Source organism: Methylobacterium trifolii, assembly GCF_022179685.1.
Taxonomy (GTDB): Bacteria; Pseudomonadota; Alphaproteobacteria; order Rhizobiales; family Beijerinckiaceae; genus Methylobacterium; species Methylobacterium trifolii.
Genome location: NZ_BPRB01000196.1, coordinates 1 through 24,459, shown reverse-complemented (window position 1 = coordinate 24,459; position 24,459 = coordinate 1). Strand labels below are relative to the sequence as shown.

Genomic DNA, 24,459 nt, shown 5'->3' with positions numbered 1-24,459 from the left:
CATCTGACGACGGACAGGCAAGCAGTTTCTCGGCATCCTCTCGGGTGTCGGCGGCTGGGCGGGCATCGGCTTGGCTGCCGGCCTGACCGACCCGAACGCCGGACTCGGCGCGGTGGGTGGTTATGCAGGCTTGTCGCAGTACACCAACCTCGGCGGCCAGCTTACGGTCTTCGCTCTTCCGAACTGAAGACCGCGGCCACTGCCGCGAAATCCGGCTTATCTCGATAGAGGGTTGTTTGCGACATCGACTGATCCGAACATCCGTGCGGCCAAATTCCTCCTAACCCTCTCGCCAAGCGGAAATGGATGCGGCGGGTCCTCACGGACCCGCCGTCTTTTTGTCCAGGATACCGAATGCTTTGACGACGTGGTCTCCGGATCGCGATCCTCGCCCGAAATTCAGGTCCGACATCATCGCAGGTCGAGGCTGCCGATGCGGCGCCATTCCTGGAGCGACGCGGCCATCTTGGGGCCGCCGCGGCCGTCGAGGGCGCCGTCGTAGTAGCCGGCGCGCTTGAGGCGGGTCTGGACGGAGCGGATCGTGTCCGTCGACCAGGCATTGGGGCGGTGGACGATCTGGTTCATGGCCTCGCCCGTGTCGGCGGCGACGCCGCGCAGGAGCATCTCGGCGGCCGAGGCCGGGTCCTTCCTCACGCCGCGGCCCTCGTCCAGGAGGATGGCGGCCGGCACGAAGCCGCGCGGGTCGCCGAGTTCCGTCGCCCTGTCGAAATAGGCGAGCGCCCGGCCCGGCTCCTTGAGGGTGCCGTCCTGGGCCAGCACCCCGAGGTTGTAGGTGGCGATGGCCGAACCCGCCGCGGCCGCCCGCTTCAGGAGGGCGATCGCCCGGGCCGGGTCCTTGCGGATGCCGGTGCCCTGCATCAGGGCGACCGCGAGGTTGATCGCCCCGTCCGCGCTGCCGTTGTCGGCCGCCGTCCCGTACAGGGCGATGGCCGCCCTCGGGTCGCGGGGCACGCCGTCACCGGTCTCCAGGATGAGGCCGAGGCTGACCTGCGCGCGCAGGTTCCCGCGGGCGGCCGCCTCCCGGTAGCGGGCCACCGCCTCCTCGCGCCGGCCGGCGGCGGCGAGCGCGCGGGCCAGCAGCGCCGTGTAGTGCGGCATCTCCGGATGGGCGGTGGCCGCCTGTCGGCAGGCGGCGAGGGCGGGTTCCGCGTTCTCGGCGAGTTGGGCGAGGGTGACGCCCGGCGTGTTCGCGGTGGCGTCGCGCGGGTGGGTGGTGGCGCGCTCGCACACGGCCTCTGGCCGGGTCTCCACGTCCTCGGCCGTGGGCAGGTTCCGGAGCAGGGCGCGGGCCTCCGCCACGTGGCGCCCGTCCGGCCGCCGGTCGAGGTAGAACTCCACCAGGGGGCGCAGGCGCGCGCGCAGGGCGTAGTCCCAGAGGCGGTCGTCGGAGAGGCGGTCGTCCGGGGTGCTGCGCGGGCTGCCGGGAGCGGGCTCGAGGGAGGCCGTGTTCAGCATGCCCTGGACCTCGCCCGCATGCGCCCCGTCGGCGTAGCGCGTCAGGTAGATGCGCAGGAGGGCCGGGTCCCGGCTGCCGGCGGCGAGCTGCCAGAGCTGGGTTTCGGGGGATGCGGTGTCGGCCCGTCCGGGGGTGAAGTAGACCTGGCTCGTCAGCGAGGAGATCTCCAGGGGCACCTGGAAGCCGCCGGTGGCCGCGATCACGTCCTTGCGCACGGCGATCATCATCGCGCCCACGTCCTGGCCGCGGGTGCCGACATGGCCGAGGAAGGCCTGGGCGAAGGGGCTGTTGCGGCCGCCCCCGTCGAAGGCGACCTTGTCCGGCTGCGTCGCGTAGGAGAACAGGAAGCCCGCCGTGTCCTCGACCTTGGCGAGGCCGTCGCGCAGGGCCTCGTCGGACAAACCCGCGGCCGGCTGTCCGCGCAGGGGGTTGTTGCGGCAGGCGTCGAGGAAGACGAGGTGGTTGCCGCGCGCCCCCCGTAGCCCGTCCGTGACGGCCTTGAGGTTCAGGGCCTGGCGCTCGATGTCCGCGCGCGAGCGGATCGCCGCGTCGACCGGCACGAGGTAGTTCTCGCGATCCACCTGGAACCCGTGGCCGGCATAGTAGAACAGCGACAGGTCGGCTTGGCGGGCCTTCGCCACGAACGCGGCGACGGCGCGCGTCATGCCCTCCTGATCGAGGTCGAGACCCTCGATCACCTCGAAGTCCCGGGCCTTCAGGGCGGCGGCGATGTCGCCCGCGTCGTTGCCCGGGTTGAGGAGCGGCTTGAAGCTCCGGTAGCTCGCATTGCCGACGACGAGGGCGACGCGCGTCTCCGCTGCGAGCGTACCGCCGGCCAGGGCCAGGAACGCGGCGGCGAGAAGCAGCCGCATCGCCGCCCTGCGGCTCCCGAACCACGTCTCGCGCCCCGCGACAGGGCCGGGTGCCCGTGGATGCGACCGGCCGGCCGTCGCGGGCGAACCCGCGACGGCCGCGTCCCCGTCAGAGGCCCACCGCCCGCGACATCCGGGTCTCGCAGGATTCCATCGCGCTCGCGATCGCATTGCCATGCCTCACCTGACGCGCGGCCAAAGCCGGCTCATCCGCGCGGATCAGGCTGATCGCCTTGCGGATGACCGTCACCGCGGCGCGCACGACCGTTCGCGCCTGGGCGACCGTGCGGGACGCGCGGACCTGCCGGGCCGCCGCACGGATCACCGCCGGGACGCTGCGTAGCGACGCCGTGCCGGCCCGGCCGCCGGTGAGGGTTGCCGGAATCCGGACGGCCGTGGGGATGTTGCGCAGGGCCGGCGGCAATTGTGCGATCCGGACCTCGAGCTTGTCGGCATAGGCTTCGAGGGCACGGGCGACGCAGTCGTTGTACTGCTTCGCACGGCGGTTGTCGCGCTGCTCGCAGGCCGCGACCGCCGCATCGAGCGCCCGGCCGGCGGATTCGAGGTAGTCGAGGGTCTCGTCGCCGGTGGCGGCGGCGACCGGCACCGCGCGCCCGGTGCCGAGGGTGGGGCCGCCGCTGCTGCCGATGCCGCTGCCGGGCCCGACGACTCCGGTCGGGCTGCCGATGTCGGTCTCCTCGGTTCCGGCGACCAGGATGACGTCGGGCGGGTCCACGACGGGCACGAACGTCGTCGGGAACTGCCGGTCGAGGGTCGGCGTGGTCAGGGCGATCGTCAGGGGATCGATCGGCGAACCCGTCACCGTCAGGGAGCCGGGCTGGTAGGTGACGGCGTAGTTCTGCAGCCCGTCGCCCTGGGCGTTGCTGGCCACGATCGGGTAGGGGCTGCCGATGACGGGGGCGAGGGCCGGCGCGCCGTCGCTCGTCAGCGTGACGCGCGAGACCTGATCGGTGTTGCGCAGGCCTGTCGCCGTGAACTCGGTCCCCGCGAAGAAGATCGGGGTGCCGAAGGGTCTGGTGGCGTCGTTGGCGCGGATCACCAGGGGCGCGGGCGTGATCGTCACGGGGCCGTTCACGAAGCTCACGGCGTAGCCGATCGTCGAGGTCAGCGTGCCGGGCGTGACCTGGGCGGCGCCCGCATAGGTCCCGACGCCCGTCGTCGGCAGCGTCGTGTCCGTCACCCCCGGGGTGCCGGCGAAGGCCTGCGCGGCGGTGTCGCCGTTGACCAGTCCGGTGACGCCGGGCGTGAAGCCCAGCGTCGTCGGGCCGTACTCGCGGGTGGCGTTGGCGGCTGTGACGGTCAGGACCGGCTGGCGGGTGTAGATGAACTGGCTGCCGGCCTGCGTGACCGTGGCCGGCCCGTTGCCGAGGAAGCTGCGGTTGTAGAGGTTTCCGCCGGCCAAGCCGCCGCGCTGGTCGGCGGCGTAGTCCTGGCTGTAGATCAGGAAGCGGCCGCCGGCCTGCACCGCGGTCGCGCCTGCGTTGTTGGTGAACTGCGTCGTCGCGATCACCACGTCGCCGTTCAGGCTGCGCACGCTTTGCCCGGCGCTGATGCCTAAGGGCCCCGCGGATGCCGTGCCCGCCGGGGAGATCGCGCCCGCGATCTGGAGGCTGCCGGCCGAGACGATCGACCGGTCGACCGTGAAGCCGCCGCCGGCGAGCGCCGCGATGAAGGTGGGAAGGCCGGAGCCGAAGGTCGGCACGCCGCCCGCGCCGGCCACAGTGTAGGGAATGTTGGCCGAGACCGTGCCGTCGCCGGCATTGGCCAGTTCCGTCGCGAGCCCCGAGGCCGTCGTCTGGACCGTGGTGACGAGCACGCGGCCGATGCGGGGGTCGAGGTTGGTGACGGCGCCCGCGCCCAGCGGCGCGTCGGTGATGGAGGCGCCCCTGTTCGCGCCGTCGAGGAAGGCGGTCACGCCCTGGGGCGCAGGGCCGGTGAGGGGATCGCGGGCGACGTAGTAATAGCCGTTGGCGCCGGAATTGGTCTGGTAGGAGGCGGTGCCGCCGGTGGCCACGCGCACGGGTTCGCCCGCGAGCGGCGATCCGGGGTCGGCGGCGCCGCGGGTGAATCCGGAGACCGCCAGGACGCCGGTGGGGAAGCGCCAGGTCAGGTACGGATAGGCGCTCGCCTGCGTGCCCCAGGTGCCCGCGACGAAGCCGGCGGGCAGGGTGCCCTGAAGCTGCGCCGTGGTCAGCCCGGTCGCGCCGGTTCCCGCGCTCGTGGCGACGCCCGTGGTCTGGGTGTCCCAGTACGCGTTGGTGATGGTCTGGAGCGTCCCGTCTACGTTTCCGACCAGGCCGCCGCGGGTGCCGGCGCCCGTCAGGAGACCGGTGGCGTAGCTCGTCGTCACGACGGCGTTGGCCGTGCTGCCGCCGTCGGCCGGAATGCTGTTGATCTCGCCGATCAATCCGCCCGAGGCCGTGCCGCCGCTGGTCAGGCCCGTGGCGTAGCTGTCGCGGATCAGGCCGCCGTTGCTCAGGATGCCGACGAGGCCGCCGCTGCGGCCCTGGCCGGTCACGGCCCCGGTTGCGTAGGACGAAGCGATCGTGCCCGGTGCCTGAGAGGTGCCTTCGCCACCCAGGCCCCCGACGAGACCGCCCACCGGGTCCGTACCGGTGACGCCGCCGGTGGCGTAGGACAGGCTGATGGCGGCGCTCTGCGCGATGCCCACGAGGCCGCCCACGAACGACCCGCCGCCGACCTGCCCCGTGGTGAAGGAGCGGGTGATCGTGCCGCCGTCCATCACGCCGACGAGGCCGCCGGTGTTGTCGGTTCCGGTCACGGTGGCGCTGGTGGACGCGTTGGCGACGCTGCCGTTGATCTGCGCGCCCAGCAATCCGCCGGTGGTGTTGGCGCCCGTGACCCGGCCCGCGACGGTCACGCCGCCGACGGTCGTGTTCGTGGCGAAGCCGACGAGGCCGCCGGTGTTGTCGCCGCCCGTCAGGGCGAGGGCGCCCAGGGCGACGTTGCCGATCGTGGCCCCGGTCGCGGCGCCGAACAGGCCGCTGCTGTCGCGCGCCGGCGTGTTGATCGTCAGGTTGGCGATGGTCTGGCCGAGGCCGTTGAACCGGCCGGTGAAGGCGGCGTCGGTGCCGCCCACCGGCGTGAAGGCGGTGCCGCCCGCATCGATGCCACGGGCCAGCGCAAAGGCGCCGTCGAGGTTGCCGCTCATGCTCTGGAGGTCGGCCGTGGTGTAGAGCAGCCTGTAGGCCTGCCCGTCGATCACCAGCGACTGCCCGGCGATCCCCGCGCCGTTGCTCGTCGCGTAGGTGGCGGTCGCACCGTTGCCGAAGCTCAGGGTGCCGCCCGTCCCGCCGTTGTTGGTGGTGAACACCAGGCCGCCGGCCCCGTTCACCCGCAGGTCGGAATTCACCACGATCGAGTGGTAGGCCTGGAGGGTCAGCGTGGTGGGCGCGCTCCAGGAGACGGGGGCCGCGACCGTGATGTCGCCGGCCTGCGCGCCGGGGCTCCCGGCCCCGCCCGTGGTGACGGTGACGTTGGCGGTGCCCAGCGCGTTCGAGAGCGTGGTCGCGTTGATGACCGAGTCGTTGCCGGTGGCGGCAAAGCCGGTCTGGTTGCTGCTCGCCCCGTTCGAGATGACGACGTTGTAGGGGTCGAGGAGCAGCGTCCCGAAGCTGCCGCGGGCGGCCGTGAGGTCGGAGGACCCGGTATAGGCCAGCAGAGACCGGCCCGAGACCTCGGCGTTGCCGCCGTTGCCGCCTGTCGTACCGCCGCGGGCGCTGATCCGGCCCGCGAAATCCGTCATCCGGTCGGACCAGACCACAATGCTGCCGCCGTCGCCCGCATTCCCGGCATCCGCGCTGATCCGGGTCGCGGCATCGACCCGCGTGGTGGCCGCGCGCTGGAGGGTGCCACCGCCCTGCACGTCCCCGCCGACGCGGATGCGCCCGCCCCCGGCCGTGCCGTTGGCCGCCAGCGTCGCGCCGGACAGGTGGATCGCGTTGCCGGTGACGGTGATGTCGCCGCCGCGTACGGGGCGGGCCGGTCGCCCCTGCCGGCCCTGGTGCGCCGAGGCGTCGAGGCGGCCGCTCACGGTGACGCTGCCGCCCTCGCCGCCGCCCAGGACGATCGCGCCGGAGCGCCCGCTCACGCTACGCGCCTCGACGATGCCCGACAGGTTGATGGCGTTGCGCGCGGCGTCGCGCGCGGTCGCCGCCTGCATCACGACCCGTCCGCCCGCCGCGTCGATCCGGCCGGAATGCCGGATCAGGGCCTGGGTCGAACCGTCGTTCCGGGAGGGCACGGCCACCTGGAGGAAGCCGTCGCCGGAGAGATCGAGCGTCGCCTGCTCACCGGCGCCGAGACCGACCCGGCCGAGGGGAACGCTGATCGTGCCGCTGTTCTCGACCTGGCCGCCGAGCAGCGCCGCGTAGCCGCCGCGTCCGACGTCGATGCTGCCGGCGTTCGAGACCGTGGCCGAGCGTCCGGTGCCGCGGAACACCCGCCGCCCGGCCTTGAAGTCCTCGTCGGCGATATCGAGGGCGGAGCCGACGAAGGCTCCGGCCTTCACGGTCCCGGTCGGCGTGATGGCGATGCCGTTCGGGTTGATCAGGTAGACCTGCCCGTTGGCGTTGAGCTGGCCCGCGATCGTCGAGGGCGTCGAGCCGGTGACCCGGTTGAGGAGCGCCGAGGAGGCCGAGGGCTGGCTGATGTCGACGCGGCCGCCCTGGCCGATGGAGAAGCCCTGCCAGTTGACGATCGCGGTCTGCGAGGATTGCTGGATCGAGAGCTGGTTGGCCGAGGGCTGGGAGATGCCCACCGTGCCATGTACGACGCTGCCGCCGGTCGGCAGTTCGAGCGCGCCGAGGCCGGCCGGGGCCGTGAGAGCCGTGCCCGCGAGAAGGACCGGGATGAGCCGGTTGAGGTGGCGCGTCATGGACGTTCTCTGCGGCACGACTTGACCATGTCTGCGATGTAGTCTCCGGGCGGGCTCAGAACCGGATCGAGCCCAGCACGGTGAAGCGGTTGGTGTCCGGCAGCGCATCGCTGCGGAAGCGGCGGCCGAACTCCAGGATCAGGCTGGCCTCCGTCGCCGCGGCGGGATCGATCAGGGCGGCCAGCCGCAGCCCGAGGCCCAGCGACGAGACGTGCAGCCGGGACGCCTCCAGCACGGTCGGCCGTTCGAGGTAGAGCGCCCCCGTCGCGCCGAAGGCGTAGGGCGTGATCGTACCGGGGCGCCCGTCCAGGGCGACGGCGAAGGGGTGCGCGATCTCGCTGCGCACCACCCATCCGCTGTCGCCGGCCAGGCTGCCCGCGTCGAAGGTCGAGAGTTCCTGGAACGAGGCCGTGCCGATCTGCTCGCTCCGGGCCAGCGCCTGCCCGAAGGAGGTCTGCCCGCGGGCGTAGAACCCGAACACGAAATCCTGCGGCAGGGGCTGCGTGAAGGTGATCGCCGCGTCGAACTTCTGGAACTCGGCGTCCGAACCGAGACGGGAGAGCGGCAGGATCGGCGTGGCGTCGGCCGCGCTGCGGGCGCCGAGGCCGTCGATCCCTAGGGAGAGCGTGCCGCGCCCGGCCAGGATACCGCCGCTGTCCAGCCGGATGTCGCCGTCGCCGCTCAGGCGCAGAATCCGGAGCCGGTCCAGGCTCAAGGGCACGGCGGCGGCGGGCAGGACGAGCCCGAGCTGCTCGTGCGTCGCGTCGAAGGTGACTTCGCTGTAGAAATTGGCTGCCCGGCTCCGCAGCCACGGATAGCGGAGGCGGAAGGAGAGGCGGTCGTAATCGCTCGTCGTCTGGATCAGGCTGGCGAGCTTCGGCGCCGTCTGGCTGTTCGTGTACTCGACGTTGAAGGTCAGTCCGTCGGTTCCCAGGGGCAGCACGAAGCCGCCGGCCAGCGTGCGCAGCCGCGGATTGTCGCCGAACGGGCTCCCCGTCCGCAGGGCGTCGTCGCCGCTCGGGTGGCCGAGCGCGCGCACGTAGATCGTCTCGCCCTGGCCGAACACCGTATTGAGGTCCAGGCCGGTCCCGATGGAGTATCCGCCGAGCGCCCGTCCGACGGAGTTGTCGCCGCCGACGAAGCCGGTGAGCGGCCGGTACTTGCCCTCGATGACGAGGTTCGCGCCGCCCTGTGCCGTGCTCGGCACGAGGGTCGAGCGCAGGGCGATGCCGGGCGTGTCCCCGGCGAGCAGCAATTGCCGCTCCACCTCGCCGATCTGCAGGTCGCGACGGCCGACGAGCCCGGCGAGCACGGCCGCGATCCGCGTCCGCGCCGGCTCGGGCACGTCGCGCAGCTCGACATGCTCCACGAATCCGTTGACGACCACGAGCCGCAACCCGCCGCCGTCGTTCAGCTTCTGCGCGGGCAGCACCACGCGGATCAGGATCGAGCCGGAGCGGATCAGGGCCGCCTCGAGGTCGCGGGCGGCCGCGAAGATCTCGCTGGCCGGCACGCGCCGTCCGACGAGCCTTGCTTCCAGCGCCGCGATCTCGGCCGAGTATCCGGGCGGCGCGTTCTCGACCGCGACGCGTGCGATGCGGATGGACAGGCGTTCGGAGCCCGCCGGTGCGCCGAGGCCCGCCTGCCCCGAGAAGACCAGGGTACCGGCTCCGCGGCCCGTCGCGGGCGCGAAGCTCGGGGGCGTGATCTGGCTCGCGGTCTGGGCGAGCGCACCGGACGCCGACCCGGCGACGGCGAGGCCCGCCACGACCGGCAGGCACATCGCCAGCGCGGACCGTTCGATGCCGGGCGCCCGCGCGTTGGCAAGGCGTGTCTTCATGCGCTCAATCATGTCCCGGATCGGCACGCTCTGCTGGCCCTGTTTCGGACTGTGTCGCGTCGCCTGATTCGGGTCAACGGACCTTGGCCGTTCGGGCCGGTCCGACCGCGTTTTCCGCTGGCAGTGTATGATTTTGGCTACAAAGACTGCCCGGATCGACAGTCATGGGCCACTGTTCCGGCAAAAAACAAAGCCCTGTCAGCTACATCCGCACGCCGCCGGTGCAGACGAACAAGGATCTCGGTCCTGGATGTCGGGATGTACCGCGATCGGAGGCGTGATCCGCCCCGCAGATCTCCTCTGGACCGGACCAATTAACGAAGCCTTGACTCTTAGGTTTCGGACGGGGCGTCGCCGGCGGAGAGAAAGCCGTCGAGTTCGGCGGTCGTCGGGAAGGCATCGAAGGCACCGAAGCGCCGCGTGGTGAGCGCGCCGCAGGCCGCGGCGCATCGCAGCGACGCCTCCAGGGTGCAATCCCGCAGGAGGCTGACGGCAAGACCGGCGGCAAAGGCATCGCCCGCGCCGATCGTGTCGACGACGGGCACGCGGAATGCGGGTTGGCGGCACGGCGGCCTGTCCTTTCGGAACGCGACCGCGCCCGCCTCGCCGAGGGTCACCACCACGATCTCCGGACCGGCCTCGAGCACGCGGTCGACGCTCGATGCCGTGGCCGGGTCGATGCCGAGATCGCCGGCCTCGATCCGGTTGACGACGAGGATGGTGGTATCGGCCAGGATCGCCGGGTCGATCGTTCGGATCGGGGATGGGTTCAGCAGGGTCGCCGCGCCCTTCGCCCGCGCCCGGACGAACGCCGTGCGGATCGGTTCGTCGGGCGACTCGAACGTCGCCATGACCAGACGTGCTCCGTCGACGCCGTTCGCGACGCGCGCGATGTCGGCGCCCGACAGCAGGCGGTTGGCGCCCAGGCTGACCGCCAGGCAGTTCTCCCCGGCCGGATCGATGAAGCCGATGCCGGCACCCGTCGAGCCCTCCCGGCGGACGAGCATGTCCGTGGACAGGCCGGCGGTGAGGAACGCCGAGGTCGCCACGGCCGCGAAGGGGTCGTCGCCGATGGCGAAAGCGCCGTCCACGCGCGCGCCCAGACGATGCGCGGCAACGGCCAGATTGAAGCCCTTGCCGCCCGGCTCCGAGACGAACGCCGCGGCATCAAGGGACTCACCGGCGCGCGGGAGGCGTGCTACCATCACGGAGCAGGCAACGACGAAGCTGCCGACGACAAAGACCTGCACGCGTCATACCCCGGTACAAGAGTGGCTCACAGAAGCGCGATCGGCCGATCCAACCTGCGGTTGCTTGCAGGAATAGGCTCGGATGGTCCTCCGATATCGCGCCCTGCTCATCTCGACCGGCCGTCGCTGATGTCGCTCCTGCAATTGCGGGACGACACGGCGATGCCGCTCTACCAGCAGCTCGAAGAACAGCTGTACGGGCTCATCAGCTCCGGGGTGCTGCCCCCCGGTACGATCCTGCCGGCAGAGCGCCAACTCGCGGAGAACCTCAAGGTCAGCCGCGTCACGATCCAGCGCGCCTACGCCGCCCTGCGCCAGCGGGACCTGCTCGCGTCGCAGGGGCGCCGGGGCTTCCTGGTCCGCACACGGCCCAGCCAGGTGCACCCGGGCATGGATCGCCTGAAGGGTTTCACGGAAGAGATGCGGGAACTCGGAAAGATACCGTCCTCCCGGATCGTCGAGCGGCAGGTCGTGCAGGACAGGTCCATCTCCTCGATCTTCGGACTGCCCTCGACGGCGCCCTTCCTCAAGCTCACGCGCGTGCGCTACGGCGACGACGTCGCGATGTCCCGCGAGGTCGCCTGGTATAATCTGAAGGCCGTCCCCGCCCTCGAGGACGGCGACCTCTCCGGCTCCGTCTATGCGTTCCTGGCCGAGAACGGCGGCACGCGCCTCGTCGCCTGCGAGCAGACGATCGAGGCGACGATGCCGACCCTGGAAGAGTGCCGGATCTTCGGATTCGACGAGCCGCTGCCGTGCCTGCTGATCAAGCGGCACAGCTTCACGCAGGACGCGGCGATGATCGAATACGTCGAGGGACTGTTTCGAGGCGACATGTACAGCTACCGGCTCAAGCTCCAGGCTTGAGCGGTCCTGGCGCGATCGCTGCGCTCCGTATTGCCGGCGCGGGGAATTTCGGCGCGACACCGAGCGTATCATTCCGGTCCTGAATCCCGATCGATCTCCGGTCGGCGGTGCGCGAACATATGCGAGCGCCTGTTTTATACGAGCCGGTCCCCTGTGGCGAATGCGACGATCGCGATCGACCGGCGCCTCTCGACCTCCGGTCGCGGTCCCGGTGACCGATCGTCGAGGCAAGCCGCAGGTGCCGGCGATATGGGGCGGCGGCCTTCCGTAGAGTCCAAAATCAGCCCATGATCCAGCCGTCATGCGGCTTGGCCGGTCCGACGGGTCGGTCGGCTTGCGCGTTTGAGGGACCGATCCTTCGAAGGGGGCCATCGTTGACGCTCACCCGGCGCAAGCGAGCCGCGGCGCAGAAGACCGTTCTCGCCGCCCCCAAGCAATCCGGTAAGGCTGTCTGGTCGGTCTGCGCGCTTTGCTGTCTCTGGGGCGTCGTCGCGACGGTGGTTGCGATCACCAACCATTGGGAAATCGCACGGCTCCATGAGGACGCCGAAGTGCGGCGGGGGGTCGGGGAGGAGCGGGTGCGGGCCCTGACCCGGCGCCTCGTCGGCGTCGCGAGTCATCAGATGCTCGAGCAGGAAGGGCTGGCGGGGCGCCTCGAAGACATCCTCACGCGCCAGGTGGACCTGGAGGCGCGGCTTGCCGCGCTGGCGACCGTCGCCGAGCGGGCCGCGCCCCCCGACCCGGGCCGGATGCGGCGGGGCGAACTGGGGGGCGAGCGGCCGAGCGCGATCGCCAGGCTGCCGCTTCGCGACCAGTTCGCCCGCATCGAATCCTCCCTCGACCGGGTCGAGGCGGGACTGGGGCGCACCCTCGCGGGCCTGACCGCAGTGGCGCGCGCGGGCGTCGAGCGGGTGCGGGCGGCGCTGGTGGACCTGCACCTGGCGATCGCGCCGCCCGCCCTGCCGGCGATCCGCCCCGCGGCGCGCGCCGCGCCGCGGGACGCCTTCGCGGCCGGGCTCGCCGAGGCCGAGGCGGCCGTGACCGAGGCCGAGCGCTGGCGCAGCCTCATCGAGGGTGTGCCCGTGCGGACGCCGATCGAGGGCGAGGCGGGCCTCTCCAGCAATTTCGGCCTGCGCAAGGACCCCTTCACCGGCGCCCAGCGCATGCATGCCGGCATGGATTTCCGCTCGGCCGTAGGCACCCCGGTGCACACGGCGGCCGAGGGGCGCGTGGTCGCTGCCGGCCCCAGCGGCGGCTACGGCAACCTCGTCGAGGTCGATCACGGGCACGGCCTCGTCACCCGCTACGGCCACCTCTCGGCGATCCAGGTGAGCCTCGACCAGGCCGTGACGGCGGGTACCGTCGTCGGCCTCGTCGGCTCCACCGGCCGCTCCACCGGCCCGCACCTGCACTACGAGACCCGGCTCTCCGGCAACGCCCTCGACCCGGCCCGCTTCCTGGCCGCCGGCCGGACGCTGTTCGGCAAGCCGGCGGCGGCGCAGGAGAATCCGGTCGAGCCGCCCCCGGAGGCTGCGGACGCGGCCGACTGATCGCGCGTTCCCGAGGGCGAGCGATCCCGGCGGCGCGCTATCCGGCCGGACGCGCCGGTCCATGGGCCGGGTGAGCGCGGCGGCGATCGCAGAGGCCTTCACCAGGGCTGGGCGGCAGGACTCCAACGCCGAACCGCAGCCGCATTCATCCATCCAGCCCGGCCCTTCGACCGACCTGTTCGGTTCCCCTGTGCCCCGCTGCCTGCTCGCTGCCGTCGACGGAGGTCGGGCCGGCTCCCGTGGCGGGCGACGATCCGGACGGGTCTCCAGGGCCGTGCTGTACTCCTATATGGGCGGCCACGGTCGCCGCCGTAATGTTTTTAATAGACGGCAATACACGATAGTCTATCATTCAAGCTGTGTCAGTATCTATTGAAATGGATCGGCGGTTATGGCTATAAAATTATAAATCCCGTTAGTGTATTGTTCAGAGCCGCTCCGTAGTTTGGGCGCGACCCCCGGTGCGAGGATCGAATGTCGACTGTTTCAGTTTCAAAGACGACCGGATTCGACGTCAATTCGTTCTGGATCGCGAATTCCGGGCAGTCGGCCGGGGAGACCTTCAGCGGGCTCACCAGCTCGTCCGGAAACATCCTGAGCCCGACCCAGTCGCAGACGTATTCCGAGTATACGTTTTCCGCAGGCGGTTTGAGCTACCATTATTACGGAACCTGGACGGTCACGGCGACCCAGACGCTTCTGGCGGGTACGATTTCCGCTTCCGGCACGTACGACCACGTGTCGGTCTACGACGGGACCACGCTCGTTGCCGATGCCCACACCATGCCGCTCGCGGTGGACTTCGGCACGGTCGCCGGCGCAGGCGTCCTCGGCGCGCTCGGCAACCTGCTCGGCGGTGTCGTGACGTTGCTGCTCGGAGACGCGGTCACGACGCCCTACGCCAACCTCCACACGGGCGCGACGCCGGACCTGTCGCAGCGCGCCTTCGCCGATGGCGTGTCGGCCACCGGCAATGCCGGCAGCGACACCCTCGTCGGCGGGGCCGCCGGCGACACCCTCGACGGTCGTGCCGGGGCCGACCTCATGACGGGCTTCGGCGGCGACGACACGTACGTCGTCGACAATGCCGGCGACGTCATCGTCGAGGCGTTGAACGGCGGTGTCGACACCGTCTACGCGTCCAGCAACTTTGCCTTGTCGGCAAACGTCGAGAACCTGTTCCTGGGAGGCCCGGCGATCTCGGGGACCGGCAACGCCCTCGACAACCTGATCGATGCATCGTCCTTCCAAGGCGCGGTCGACAACGTCCTCGTCGGCGGCGGCGGAAACGACACCCTGGTCGGCGGCCTCGGAAACGACGCCTACGAGGTCCGGGACGCCGGCGACGTCGTCATCGAAGCGGCGGATGCGGGAAGCGACACGGTCTATACGTCGATCGATTACGTGTTGGCCTCCAATGTCGAGACCCTCGTCCTCGGAGGCACGGCGATCCGCGGAACCGGCAACGGGTCCGACAACGTCCTCAACGCGTCCGTGTTCGGTGGGATCGCCGACAACGTCCTCGATGGCGGCGCCGGGCGCGACACGATGATCGGCGGTCTGGGCCACGACACCTACGTGGTCGACAATGCCGGCGACGTGGTGGTCGAGGCCGCGGGTGAGGGGACGGACACGGTCTATGCGTCGACCGGTTACGCCCTGTCGGCGAACGTCGAGACCCTGTTCCTGGGAGGCTCGGCGATCGCGGGGACCGGCAACGCCCTCGACAACCTGATCGATGCGTCCGCGTTCGAAGGCGCGGTCGACAACGTCATCATCGGCGGCGGAGGAAACGACACCCTGATCGGCGGCTTCGGCAACGACGCCTATGAGGTCCGGGAAGCGGGCGACGTCGTCATCGAGGCGGCCAACGCGGGACGCGACACGGTCTATGCGTCCGTCGATTACGCGCTGTCGTCGAATGTCGAGGCTCTCGTCCTGACGGGCACGGCGACCCATGGGACCGGGAACGCCCTCGACAATTCGATCGACGCCTCGTCCTACCAGGGTGCGGTCGACAACGTCCTCGACGGGGGCGCCGGAAACGACTTCCTCGTCGGCGGCCGCGGGAACGACACGTTCGTGTTCACGGGCAATTTCGGCACGGATCACGTGGCCGACTTCCAGTCCGGCGAGGACACGATCCGGCTCTCGAGAGCGCAGTTCGCCGATTTCGCAGCCGTGCAGGCCGCAACCCATCAGATCGAGTCCGGAAGCTACATCGCCCTCGACGACACCCACGTCATCGCCCTCGCCAACGTGGTCGCCGCCAACCTCCGCGCCTCGGATTTCACGTTCGTCTGAGACGGCGCGTCCCAGCGGAGTGAATTGGTCGGCCTCGGTCCGCGTCGTCTCCGACCCTCTCGCGACGGACCGGGGTGCCTGTGGTCGGAGCGCGCGCTAGAGCGCACTCCGACGAAGTGGATGCCGGTTCGTCGCGAAAGTGCGCGTCGAAACAAAAGCTTAGAGCCGTGACCCGACCCAACGTGGTCGGGCACGGCTCTAGCCGCCGATGATCACGGTCGGCAGGCCCATGACGATGACGTTGGGCGGCCCCACGGCCTCGACGATGGTGTCGCTGGCGCGGCAGGCCGCGAGGTTGTTGATCAGCACCGTGAGCGAGCCCGTGACCACCACGCCCGGCCCGTGCGGCGGGATCGGCAGCGGCGTGGCGCAGACGTGGATGTCGGCCCCGCCGGCAGCCCCCGAGATCATCGAGCCCATGCTCGCGGCGGCCGCCGACTTCACCGCCTGCTCGGCGGCGAGCGCTGCGGGCGCACCGGGCGTGCCCGCAGCCGCGACGGTCGCCACCTCGGCGGCCAGGATCGCCGCGTCCGAGGTCGCCTTGGCCGCCTGGATCGCGGCCGCCGCCGCCGCGGTCACGCCGCGCCAGGCCGGCAGGCCGCCGATGAACACGGTCGGGCTGCCGGGGCCGGGCTGCAGCACGGGCGGCAGCGGGTGCGCGACCGGGTCGAGGATGCGGGCGGCGGGGCCTGTGGGCATGGGGCGTCCTCAGTTCGGCGATGCCGGCGGCTCGTCCGCGTCGCGGTAGAGCGTGCCCCAATCCGCCTGCCAGAGGCCGTCCGGATCGGCCACGACGAGGGCCACCGTCATCTCGTTGGCGAGCCGGATCGCCGAGCGGATGGCGTCCTTGAGGGGCATCTCGTCGGAGGTGAAGTTTTTCGGCAGGCGCCCGCCCGTGGCGGAGGCCGGGCAGGTGACGACCCCGTACATCTTCTCGCCGTCGCGGCGCAGGGTCAGCGTCATGGCGTCGTCCGGGGCTTCGTCGACCTGCTCGAAGCGGTTCGTCGTGGTCGGGTTCGTCGTCATGCGATGCACTCCCATCGCGCCCGCGGGCGCCCGTTCGATCCTCGCCAGTCCAGTAGCCCCGCCGGCGTCAGTAGCCCGTGAAGGGCCAGTCCGGCGTGGCCTTGGCCAGCACGCCCTTGGTCACGGAGCCGAGACCCGGCATCTGAATCCCCGAGCCGCCCTCGATCGGGATGAGGCCGGGAACGGTGAAGATCATGCCGGCGCCGTCCACGATCTCGTCGATCGAGAGCCGGATCGTCCCGCCGACGCTCCAGGGACCGACCGTGGCGCCCGGGTCCTGGTACATGGCGGCCGGCGAGTTGAACATGTAGAGTTGCGCGTCGCGCGTCGTGTGGAAGAGCGTGGCAGGGCCCGTCATGGTCACGGAGCCGGGGCCGGGTATCTTCGGGATCGAGATGCCGATGCCGCCGCCGGTGTAGAAGAAGAACGCCGTCGTCCGCCGCCTCAGGTCCACGATCTGGAAGAAGTAGTCGTCGGTCTGGGCGATGATGGAGGCCGAGCCGCCGCCCACCACGCGGATCTCGAACTCGCGGGTGGCGATGGGCTTGGGCGGATCGGGCCGGGACGGCTTGCCCGCGGAATAGACCAGGATCTCGACGGCCCGGTCGTAGCCGTCGTTCTCCTTCGGGCCGACGGATTCCTTGTCGCCCGCGGCGATCTCGACGTTGAATTTGGCTCCGCTGGAGAAGTTCTTGACGTAGCCCTTCACCGCCTCGCAGCGCTCGTAGGAGAGGTTCTTGTTGAGCGTGTGCGCGTTGGCCCCTTGCGTCTTCGACCATTGCCGCGACGCGTGCCCGATCAGGTCGACCCAGGCCGTCGGGTTGCCGGCGACGATCGGCTTCACCTTCGCTTCGAGCCATTGCTTGTGCGCGCCGATGGGCTTCGACTGGCCGGTCGGGAAGTTGCAGAGCCGCGCCGCGATGGTCGCCTTCGTTCCCGAGATTTCCTGGACATCCGCGGCCATGGGGGCGTTCTCCAAAATCAGCGCTCCGTGGCGCTCGACATGCGATGATTGCTGGGTCCGGTGAGGTTTCGCAGTGCGATGTGCTTGCGGTGATCGGTCCGCCTACCTGTCGCGTGCGTTCATAGGCTGGCGTAGAAGGCCGCGATCTGCTCGAACAGGGCACGCGGCAGGGGCTTTTCCAGTGTCTTGTCGCCGGCTTCCCAGCGGCTCTTCCAGATCGAGGCGTATTCCCCGTAGCTCCTCGGCTTGCCGCTGCTGTTGAGGCAGACCTTGCGCGGCGGCAGCTTGACGGCGTTCCCGCCCGGTCCGCCGCCCTTGCTCTCGATCAGCTTCTTGATCGGGTTCGGCAGCACGCCCTCGTCGTATTCCTCGTCCCCGGCACCGAAATTGATGACGAACTTCTTGCCTTCGCGCTTCGCCCAGACGGAAATGGTCTCGTGCGCCTTCACCTTCAGCTTGAAGGTGAAGGCCTCGCCGTCCCAGGACAGCGTGAACAGCCCGTAGCTGTTCGTGTCGTAGACGTCGTCGAAGGATGGACCGCCGGACATGGTGTCGACTCCGCTATCGTCGCGTTGGGGCGGGCATTCGCCACCGGATGGGGGAGGGCGGCCTGCTTTTCTGCGCGGACGGTCCGCAGGCGTCGGCGAAGCGTCCGTGCTCCGGCGCCGCACACGGGGCCGTCGTCTCGTGCTCGCCGGGCGCGTGCTTCGGGAACCCGACAGGTCTCCGTTCTTCCGGATGCCGGCATGATATCCGGTCGTCCGTCCCCGATGTCGGCAGGCCGGGGCAAGGATTCCGTCCGCCCGTTGCAGTGTTCGCGGCTGTCGTCATGGCCGATGCACCGATCCAGCCCACCGCCTCAACTCGTGCGTGACAGCATCCCGCTGCCGACGCCCATCCCTGCCGCGACCGCGGGTTTCAGCGCGTTGGGGGCATCGGCCGTCATCTGCTCCCGAGAGGCCGCCGGAGCGACCTTGAAGTAGATCTTCGCCATCGCGTCCATGTGCCGGATGGTCATCACGCCGACGATGTCATCGGCCGTCGTCTGGTAGCCTTTGCCGATGATCTGATAATGGTCCTTGTAGATCCAGACGCCGTACGAGGTGGCGTTTCCGTAATACGCATTCTCCAAGTCACTCGTCATGTCGCTCCAGCGTTCGCTTGCCGCCAAAGGGCCCACATCGTTGTTGACGATCTCATACATCTTGTGGAAGACGCCCATCCCATAAAGGAAGTATTGTATGCGGCGGACGTAGAGACCCTGCTCGCCGTTCTTCACGTGATACTTGTGATCCACCGCCGCTTTCTGGAGGCGGTCATCGGGCTTGAAGAGCGCGCTGTTCAGGACGGTCGTGCCCATAGCTCTGTCCTTTTTCAGAAGACCCATACCCTACGCGGCCGATCACGCCCTTCGCAGGCGGCGTCGATCCTTCGGAGCCCCGATGCGGGCCCGCCGGCGCCATCAGTCCCAATCGAAGCGCAGACCGTCCTCGCCCGCGGTGACGCGGACTTTTCCCATTGGTTTTCCCACCAAGGTGGCATTCAGGATTTCCCGCGACAGCGCGGGCAGCATCGTGTTGGTGATGATGTTGTCGATCATCCGCCCGCCCGAATCCGGGTCGTTGCAGCGGGAGACGATGTGCTCGACCACCGCGTCGTCGTAGCCGAACACGGTCTTGTGGTTCTCGGCGATGCGCCGGCCGATGCGGTCGAGCTGCAGCCGGACGATGCCGCCGAGCATGTCTGGCGAGAGCGGGAAGTAGGGGATCGTCACGATGCGCCCGAGCAGCGCCGCCGGGAACACCTTGAGCAGGGACGGCCGCAGGGCCTGGGCCAGCGCGTCCGCGTCCGAGGCGTAGGCGGGATCGCGCGCGAGCTGCATGATCAGGTCGGTGCCGACGTTCGACGTCAGGATGATCAGCGTGTTCTTGAAGTCGATCCGGCGCCCGGTGCCGTCCTCCATCACGCCCTTGTCGAAGACCTGGAAGAAGATCTCGTGCACGTCCGGGTGGGCCTTCTCGACCTCGTCGAGGAGGATCACGCTGTAGGGCTTGCGCCGCACGGCCTCGGTGAGCCGGCCGCCCTCGCCGTAGCCGACGTAGCCGGGGGGCGCCCCTTTCAGCGTCGAGACGGTGTGCGCCTCCTGGAACTCGCTCATGTTGATGGTGATCATGTTCTGCTCGCCCCCGTAGAGGGCCTCGGCCAGCGCCAGCGCCGTCTCGGTCTTGCCGACGCCGGAGGGGCCGCAGAGCATGAACACGCCGATGGGCTTCTCCGGGTTGTCGAGCTTGGCCCGGTTGGTCTCGATGCGCCTGGCGATCATCGCCAGCCCGTGGGACTGGCCGACCACGCGCCGGTTCAGGATTTCGGGGAGGCGCAGGACCGTCTCGATCTCGTCCCGGACCATCCGGCCCACGGGGATGCCGGTCCAGTCCGAGACGACGGAGGCCACCGCCTGTTCGTCCACGTGGGCGTAGATCATGCGCGCCTCCGGCGCGATCGCCTCCAGCTGCGTCGCCTTCTCCCGCAGGGCGGCCCGGCGTTCCTCGGGACTCTCCGGCAGCGCGACCGCGGGGGCCTGCCCGCTCTCCAGGCTCGCCCCCACGGGCGCGACGGGCGCGCTCGCCTCGGCCGGCGCGGCGAGCGCGGCGCGCAGGGCCCGGATTTCCTCCACGAGCGTCGTCTCGGAAGCCCAGGCCGCCTCGAAGCCGGCGAGCGCGTCCTTGAGGGCTGCGGTCTCGGCCTCGATCTCCGACAGGCGCGCGGCGTCCTCCAGGCCGAGGTCCCGGTCGGCAGTGAGGCCGGCATGCTCGCTGTCCTTGGCCCGGATCGCGGCGCGGGTGTCCTCGATCGCGGCCGGCACCGCGCTCTGGCTGATGGCCACGCGCGCGCTCGCGGTGTCGAGCAGGCTCACCGCCTTGTCGGGCAGCTGCCGGGCCGGGATGTACCGGTGGGAGAGGGTGACGGCGGCCACGATCGCCGCGTCCGAGATGCGCACGTTGTGGTGCGTCTCCATCGGCCCGAGCAGGCCGCGCAGCATGTCGCAGCATTGCGCCACGCCGGGCTCGCCGATCTGGATCGGCTGGAAGCGCCGGGTGAGCGCCGGGTCCTTCTCGATGTACTGGCGGTACTCGGCCCAGGTGGTGGCGGCGATGGTCTTGAGCGTCCCGCGCGCCAGAGCCGGCTTGAGGAGGTTGGCCGCGTCCCCCGTCCCCGCCTGGCCGCCCGCGCCGATCAGGGTGTGGGCCTCGTCGATGAACAGGATGATCGGGACGGGGGAGGATTGCACCTCGTCGATGACCGAGCGCAGGCGCTGCTCGAACTCGCCCTTCATCGAGGCGCCGGCCTGCATCAGGCCGATGTCCAGCGCGCACAGGCGTACGCCGGTCAGCGCCGGGGGGACGGTGCCGGCGGCGATGGCCTGGGCGAAGCCCTCCACCACCGCGGTCTTGCCCACGCCGGCCTCGCCCGTGAGGATCGGGTTGTTCTGCCGGCGGCGCATCAGCACGTCCACCAGTTGGCGGATCTCCTCGTCGCGGCCGCGGATCGGGTCCATCTCGCCTGAGGCCGCCTTGGCCGTGAGGTCCTGGGAATAGCGGTTGAGCGCCGTCTGGCCCTTGGCGCCGGCGGGCGCGCCGGGCGTGCCGGCCGCGACCGGGCCGGCCCCGTCCATCGGCCGCAAATTCTCCTCGTCGGACTTTGCCCAGACCGCGCGGTGCTCGCCCATCAGGGCGTCCACGGGAATCTTCTCGAACTCGGGCGAGAGGTTGAGGAAGGCCCGGCGCAGCTCGTTCGACTTGAGGGCGCCGACCAGCATGTGGCCGGAGCGGATCTGCGTCTCGCCGAACAGCAGGGTGGCGTAGTGCCAGCCCCGGTCGAGCATGTCGACGATCGCGTTCGCGATGCCGGGCATCTCGGTCTCGTTGCGCTTCAATGCGCCGACCGCCCGCGCGAGGTCGGCCGAGAGGCGCCCGCGGTCGAGCTTGTACCGGTCGGCGGTGAGCGCCAGGTCCGAGGCGTCCTGCTCGTGCAGGCGGCCGAGCCAGTGGGCGAGTTCGACGTTGCGGTTGCCGGCGCTGCGCGCCTGCCGCAGGGCCTGGATGAAGGCGTCGTAGCCCAGGCGGTTGAGCTTGCCCGTGACGGTCTCGAGGCTGATGTCGCTCACGCCCGGCTCCCTTCGCGCTGATCCGCCCGGCCGACCCGCTCGGCGGGGTGGAAGCGGGCATCGCGCCGGTGGCGGCCCCCGCCGGCCGGCGCGCTCCGGCCCATCCAGCTGGTGTAGCCGAGGCGTCCCGCCCGCCCGAGGCGCACGGGCTCCACCGCTTCCACGGGCAGCGCGAGCTCCACGTCCCAGTCGAGCTCGTCGCCGAGGTAGAAGAACACGAGGTCGGCCAGCGGCCGGCAACTCTGCCCGCCCGGCAGCAGGCGCTCGTACTCGGGCAGGTCGGCGGCGAAAATGCGCAGCCGGATGCGATCCTCCACCGTGAACACGCTGGAGCCGAGCAGCAGGTCCTGCCCGAGGCGGGCGTTGGTACGGCCGAGGCGCGAGCGGTCCTCCGGCTCGAACTCCAGGAAGGCGCCGACGAACTCCTCGACCTCCACCGTGAAGCCGAGCAGGCCCGACACGGCGTTGCGCAGGCGCGAGGCCGAGCGGGCGGCCGGCGCCATCAGCCCGGCATAGGCCAGCTTGCCGGCATCCGGCACGGCATCGAGGTCTCGGAACACCGGCGAGCCGAGGCCGACCATGGCGCCGACATAGGTCTCGAACCGGTCGGCCCCCGGATGCTCGGCCTGGGCGATCGGGCGGGCGTCGGCCCAGGCCCGGTAGAACAGTTGCAGGAAGCGGTTGTTGATCACGTCGAGGAAGCGGGGCAGGGCGTCGTCCCGCTCCAGCAGCCAGCCATGGGCCTCGTCGGTGGTGGCCAGCGGCAGGGCGCCCTGCGGCCCGAGCAGGCCGAGGAACTTGACGATGAGGCGCAGGCGCCCGGCCTCGTCGAGGTGGGCCGACGCGATGTTGGCGGCGGGGAACTGCAGGTAGGGGTCCTGGCCCAGCGTCACCGCGTCCTCGTGCCGCCCGGCGCTGTCGCCGATGCGGGGCTTGTCGGGAAAGCTGCGCTCGATCCGGCGCAGCGTCGCCAGCAGGTCGTGGGCCCAGGGTTCGGCCCGCAGGGCGTCGGTGAAGCTCACAGCAGCCTCCGGCCGCCGATGCGGGGCTGCCAGCGCATGATCTCGCCCCGCTCGACGGTGCGGATCACGGTCTGGGTGAAGTGGTTGAGGGAGGCGTATTCCGAGAAGAAGCGCTCCAGGACGGTGCCGAGAAGGAAGGCGCCGGTGCCCTCGAACGCCTTGTCGTCCAGCGTCACCGTCACCTCGGTGCCCCGCGCCGTGCCGGTACCGATGCGCTGGCGCAGGCGCCGCACCACGGGGCGGCTGTCGACGCTGCGCACGCCCCGGATGCGCCGCTCCACGGCGCTGTCGGAGAGGTCGGCAAACAGCATCAATGCCTCGCGCAGGGCCTCGGCGCCGCGGCCTGCGCCGCGCTGGACGAGGCCGAGCGGGTTGAGGCTGAGCAGGCTGATCAGGCGCCAGGAGACGGCCCCCGTGAACAGGGTCTCGGAGCGCCCGCGCAACTGCGCCACCACGGGCTCCCGCGGCCGGGTGGGGCCGGCGGCGCAGGCCACGTCGAGGGCGCCGTCGTCGGCGAATCGAAAGTCGGCCCCGGCCTCACCCACCGGCAGCAGTTCGGGCAGGTGCCGGTTCGAGCAGAGCGCCCGCACGCTGAGTTCGGTCACGCCGGTCTCGGCATCCAGGCCCGCCGGCTCGATCAGCGAGAGGAACAGGTCGGTGCCGGTATAGTCCGAGGCCGCGCCGTAGAGCTGCTCCTTGCTGGAGCGCCGTCGGGGCATGCGCCGCACGGTGTAGGACAGCCCTGCGCTGCCGGCCGCGGTCGCCGGCGCGTAGAGGGGCCGGACGGGGGTCTTGTTCGCCTGTCCGGGCAGGTGGGCGAAGACCTGGAGGATGCGGTGGGCCTCGAAGTCGAGGTGTCGGCTGCGGTCGGCCACGAGGTGGTACTCGTGCTGCCGGGCCTGGACCGGCACCCGGTCGAGGTTCATCTCGAACAGGTTGACGGCCGGCACCGCGTAGAGGGCGAAGGCGTCCGCGCGCACCGCCGAGCCGAGGCGGTGGCTCACCTCGTCGAAGGTGAAGACGATCTCGCAGGTCCGCGTACGCAAGCTGCCGAGAATCCGGGCCAGATGCTTCAGCCGGAAACCGAGGAACTTGCGCGGGAAGCTGAAATATTCCCGCAGCAGGTCGAACCCGTCGAACAGGCGCTCGTCCTTGGGGATCAGGGCCTCGTCCGGCCCGAAGCCCACCGGCTCCAGGCTGTCGGGGGGAAGCCGCACCACCACCGGGTCGCCGAAGGCGTCGAGGTGGCGCAGGTAGATGCCCGTGCAGTCGGCGAAGAGCTGCTCGTAGATCGCCACCGCGTCGGCCTCGGGCCCGACGAGGTGGACGGGCAGTTGGTCCACGGCGCAGCCGGCGAACCACCCCTGCGGGTCGGCGGCCGCCGCCTTCTCGCCCGGCTCGTCCTCGATGCGGGCGGCACTCCGGTGCACCAGGGTCAGGCGCAGGCCCGCCACCGCCTCCGGGCCGCCGACGCCCAGGGCCTGGAGGGGGCCGGCATGGCTCAGGTACTCGGCCCGCGCGATGTCGAACGGCCAGAGCCGGAGGTCGGCCGTGGTTCGGAAGCGGCAGGCGATCTGGCGCTCGCGCTCGCGGTAGGTGGCGTCGAGGTTGGCCCCGCGCCGGATCAACGGCCCCTCGCGCAGGGCCGCGTCGCCGAAGGCGGGCCTTACGCGGGCCAGCATCACGGAGGGGGTCGGGGCGAGATAGTTCGGGACGAGCTGTTCGAGCAGGTTCTGGGTGAATTCGGGGAACTCGTGCTTGAGCTTCAGCTGCACCCTCGCTGCGAGGAAGGCCGCCCCTTCGAGCAGCCCCGCGATCATCGGATCGGTATGGCCCTCGACCAGGCCGCCGAGCCGCTCGGCGATGCCGGGATACTCGTCGGCGAACTCGCGGGCATGCTCGCGCAGGAAGCCGAGCTCCCGGTTGTAGAGATCGAGGAACTCGCGGTTCACGACCGGGCGCCCGCGGGCGGGACGCCGTCGATCGACGCGGGCGCTTCCCTCCCCCCTCTGCGGGTAGCGGAGCCGTACAGGTCGTTCGAAGCGCTGTGCGGGCCCCCTCTCCCGTGCGGGAGAGGGTTGGTGTGAGGGACAAAGGTCTCTCCGGAGAGGTCGCATCCCTCACCCTGTCTCTCTCCCGCACGGGAGAGGGGACCCGCGCCGCCTCCGCCGACGTCGCGGGATGTGTAAAGGCAGGAGCTTCTG

Annotated in this window: 15 protein-coding genes; 3 read left to right on the top strand and 12 right to left on the bottom strand. The window is 70.7% G+C overall.

The window, feature by feature from the left end; genetic code table 11:
* Positions 1 to 411: 411 nt before the first annotated feature.
* The 4 genes from COGEMETH_RS25640 to COGEMETH_RS17010 form a co-directional block, all read right to left on the bottom strand.
* Positions 412 to 2,349: a caspase family protein gene (locus COGEMETH_RS25640; protein ID WP_283215014.1), complete on the bottom strand. Its 1,938-nt coding sequence runs from the start codon at positions 2,347 to 2,349 to the stop codon at positions 412 to 414.
* Between the two features lie 109 nt (positions 2,350 to 2,458).
* Positions 2,459 to 7,267 carry a beta strand repeat-containing protein gene (locus tag COGEMETH_RS17020; protein ID WP_238183793.1) on the bottom strand — a complete coding sequence of 1,603 codons (4,809 nt, stop codon included), beginning with the start codon at positions 7,265 to 7,267 and terminating at the stop codon, positions 2,459 to 2,461.
* A gap of 55 nt (positions 7,268 to 7,322) precedes the next feature.
* Positions 7,323 to 9,107: a ShlB/FhaC/HecB family hemolysin secretion/activation protein gene (locus tag COGEMETH_RS17015; RefSeq protein WP_238183792.1), complete on the bottom strand. Its 1,785-nt coding sequence runs from the start codon at positions 9,105 to 9,107 to the stop codon at positions 7,323 to 7,325.
* Positions 9,108 to 9,439: 332 nt separating this feature from the next.
* The gene (locus tag COGEMETH_RS17010; RefSeq protein WP_238183791.1) at positions 9,440 to 10,357 is read right to left on the bottom strand and encodes a ribokinase; all 918 of its coding nucleotides are present in this window, start codon (positions 10,355 to 10,357) and stop codon (positions 9,440 to 9,442) included.
* 129 nt (positions 10,358 to 10,486) lie between these two features.
* Here COGEMETH_RS17010 and COGEMETH_RS17005 point away from each other — a divergent pair, with 129 nt between their 5' ends.
* The 3 genes from COGEMETH_RS17005 (at position 10,487) to COGEMETH_RS16995 (ending at position 15,078) form a co-directional block, all read left to right on the top strand.
* Entirely contained in the window at positions 10,487 to 11,224 is a 738-nt protein-coding gene (locus COGEMETH_RS17005) for a GntR family transcriptional regulator (RefSeq protein ID WP_238183790.1), read from the top strand.
* A 374-nt stretch (positions 11,225 to 11,598) separates the two neighbouring features.
* Positions 11,599 to 12,774 (top strand): M23 family metallopeptidase, encoded by a 1,176-nt coding sequence (locus tag COGEMETH_RS17000; RefSeq protein ID WP_238183789.1) that lies wholly within the window; start codon positions 11,599 to 11,601, stop codon positions 12,772 to 12,774.
* Positions 12,775 to 13,248: 474 nt separating this feature from the next.
* On the top strand, positions 13,249 to 15,078 hold the full coding sequence (locus tag COGEMETH_RS16995) for a calcium-binding protein (RefSeq protein WP_238183788.1): 1,830 nt from the start codon (positions 13,249 to 13,251) through the stop codon (positions 15,076 to 15,078).
* Between the two features lie 198 nt (positions 15,079 to 15,276).
* Here the strand turns inward: COGEMETH_RS16995 and COGEMETH_RS16990 are convergent, their stop codons facing one another.
* From COGEMETH_RS16990 to tssF, 8 genes are all read right to left on the bottom strand, one after another.
* Entirely contained in the window at positions 15,277 to 15,777 is a 501-nt protein-coding gene (locus COGEMETH_RS16990) for a PAAR domain-containing protein (protein WP_238183787.1), read from the bottom strand.
* 9 nt (positions 15,778 to 15,786) lie between these two features.
* Positions 15,787 to 16,104, bottom strand: a complete 318-nt coding sequence (locus COGEMETH_RS16985) for a hypothetical protein (RefSeq protein ID WP_238183786.1) — start codon at positions 16,102 to 16,104, stop codon at positions 15,787 to 15,789.
* A 67-nt stretch (positions 16,105 to 16,171) separates the two neighbouring features.
* Complete coding sequence (locus tag COGEMETH_RS16980; RefSeq protein WP_238183785.1) at positions 16,172 to 17,068, bottom strand: hypothetical protein; 897 nt, start codon at positions 17,066 to 17,068, stop codon at positions 16,172 to 16,174.
* 119 nt (positions 17,069 to 17,187) lie between these two features.
* Entirely contained in the window at positions 17,188 to 17,616 is a 429-nt protein-coding gene (locus tag COGEMETH_RS16975) for a hypothetical protein (RefSeq protein ID WP_238183784.1), read from the bottom strand.
* 311 nt (positions 17,617 to 17,927) lie between these two features.
* On the bottom strand, positions 17,928 to 18,428 hold the full coding sequence (locus tag COGEMETH_RS16970) for a hypothetical protein (RefSeq protein ID WP_238183783.1): 501 nt from the start codon (positions 18,426 to 18,428) through the stop codon (positions 17,928 to 17,930).
* A gap of 102 nt (positions 18,429 to 18,530) precedes the next feature.
* Entirely contained in the window at positions 18,531 to 21,233 is a 2,703-nt protein-coding gene (gene tssH / locus COGEMETH_RS16965) for a type VI secretion system ATPase TssH (RefSeq protein WP_238183782.1), read from the bottom strand.
* On the bottom strand, positions 21,230 to 22,255 hold the full coding sequence (gene tssG, locus COGEMETH_RS16960) for a type VI secretion system baseplate subunit TssG (protein WP_238183781.1): 1,026 nt from the start codon (positions 22,253 to 22,255) through the stop codon (positions 21,230 to 21,232). Before tssG ends, tssH begins: the two co-directional genes overlap by 4 nt.
* Complete coding sequence (tssF, locus tag COGEMETH_RS16955; protein WP_238183780.1) at positions 22,252 to 24,207, bottom strand: type VI secretion system baseplate subunit TssF; 1,956 nt, start codon at positions 24,205 to 24,207, stop codon at positions 22,252 to 22,254. The genes tssG and tssF overlap by 4 nt, the downstream gene beginning before the upstream one ends.
* Positions 24,208 to 24,459 lie beyond the last annotated feature (252 nt).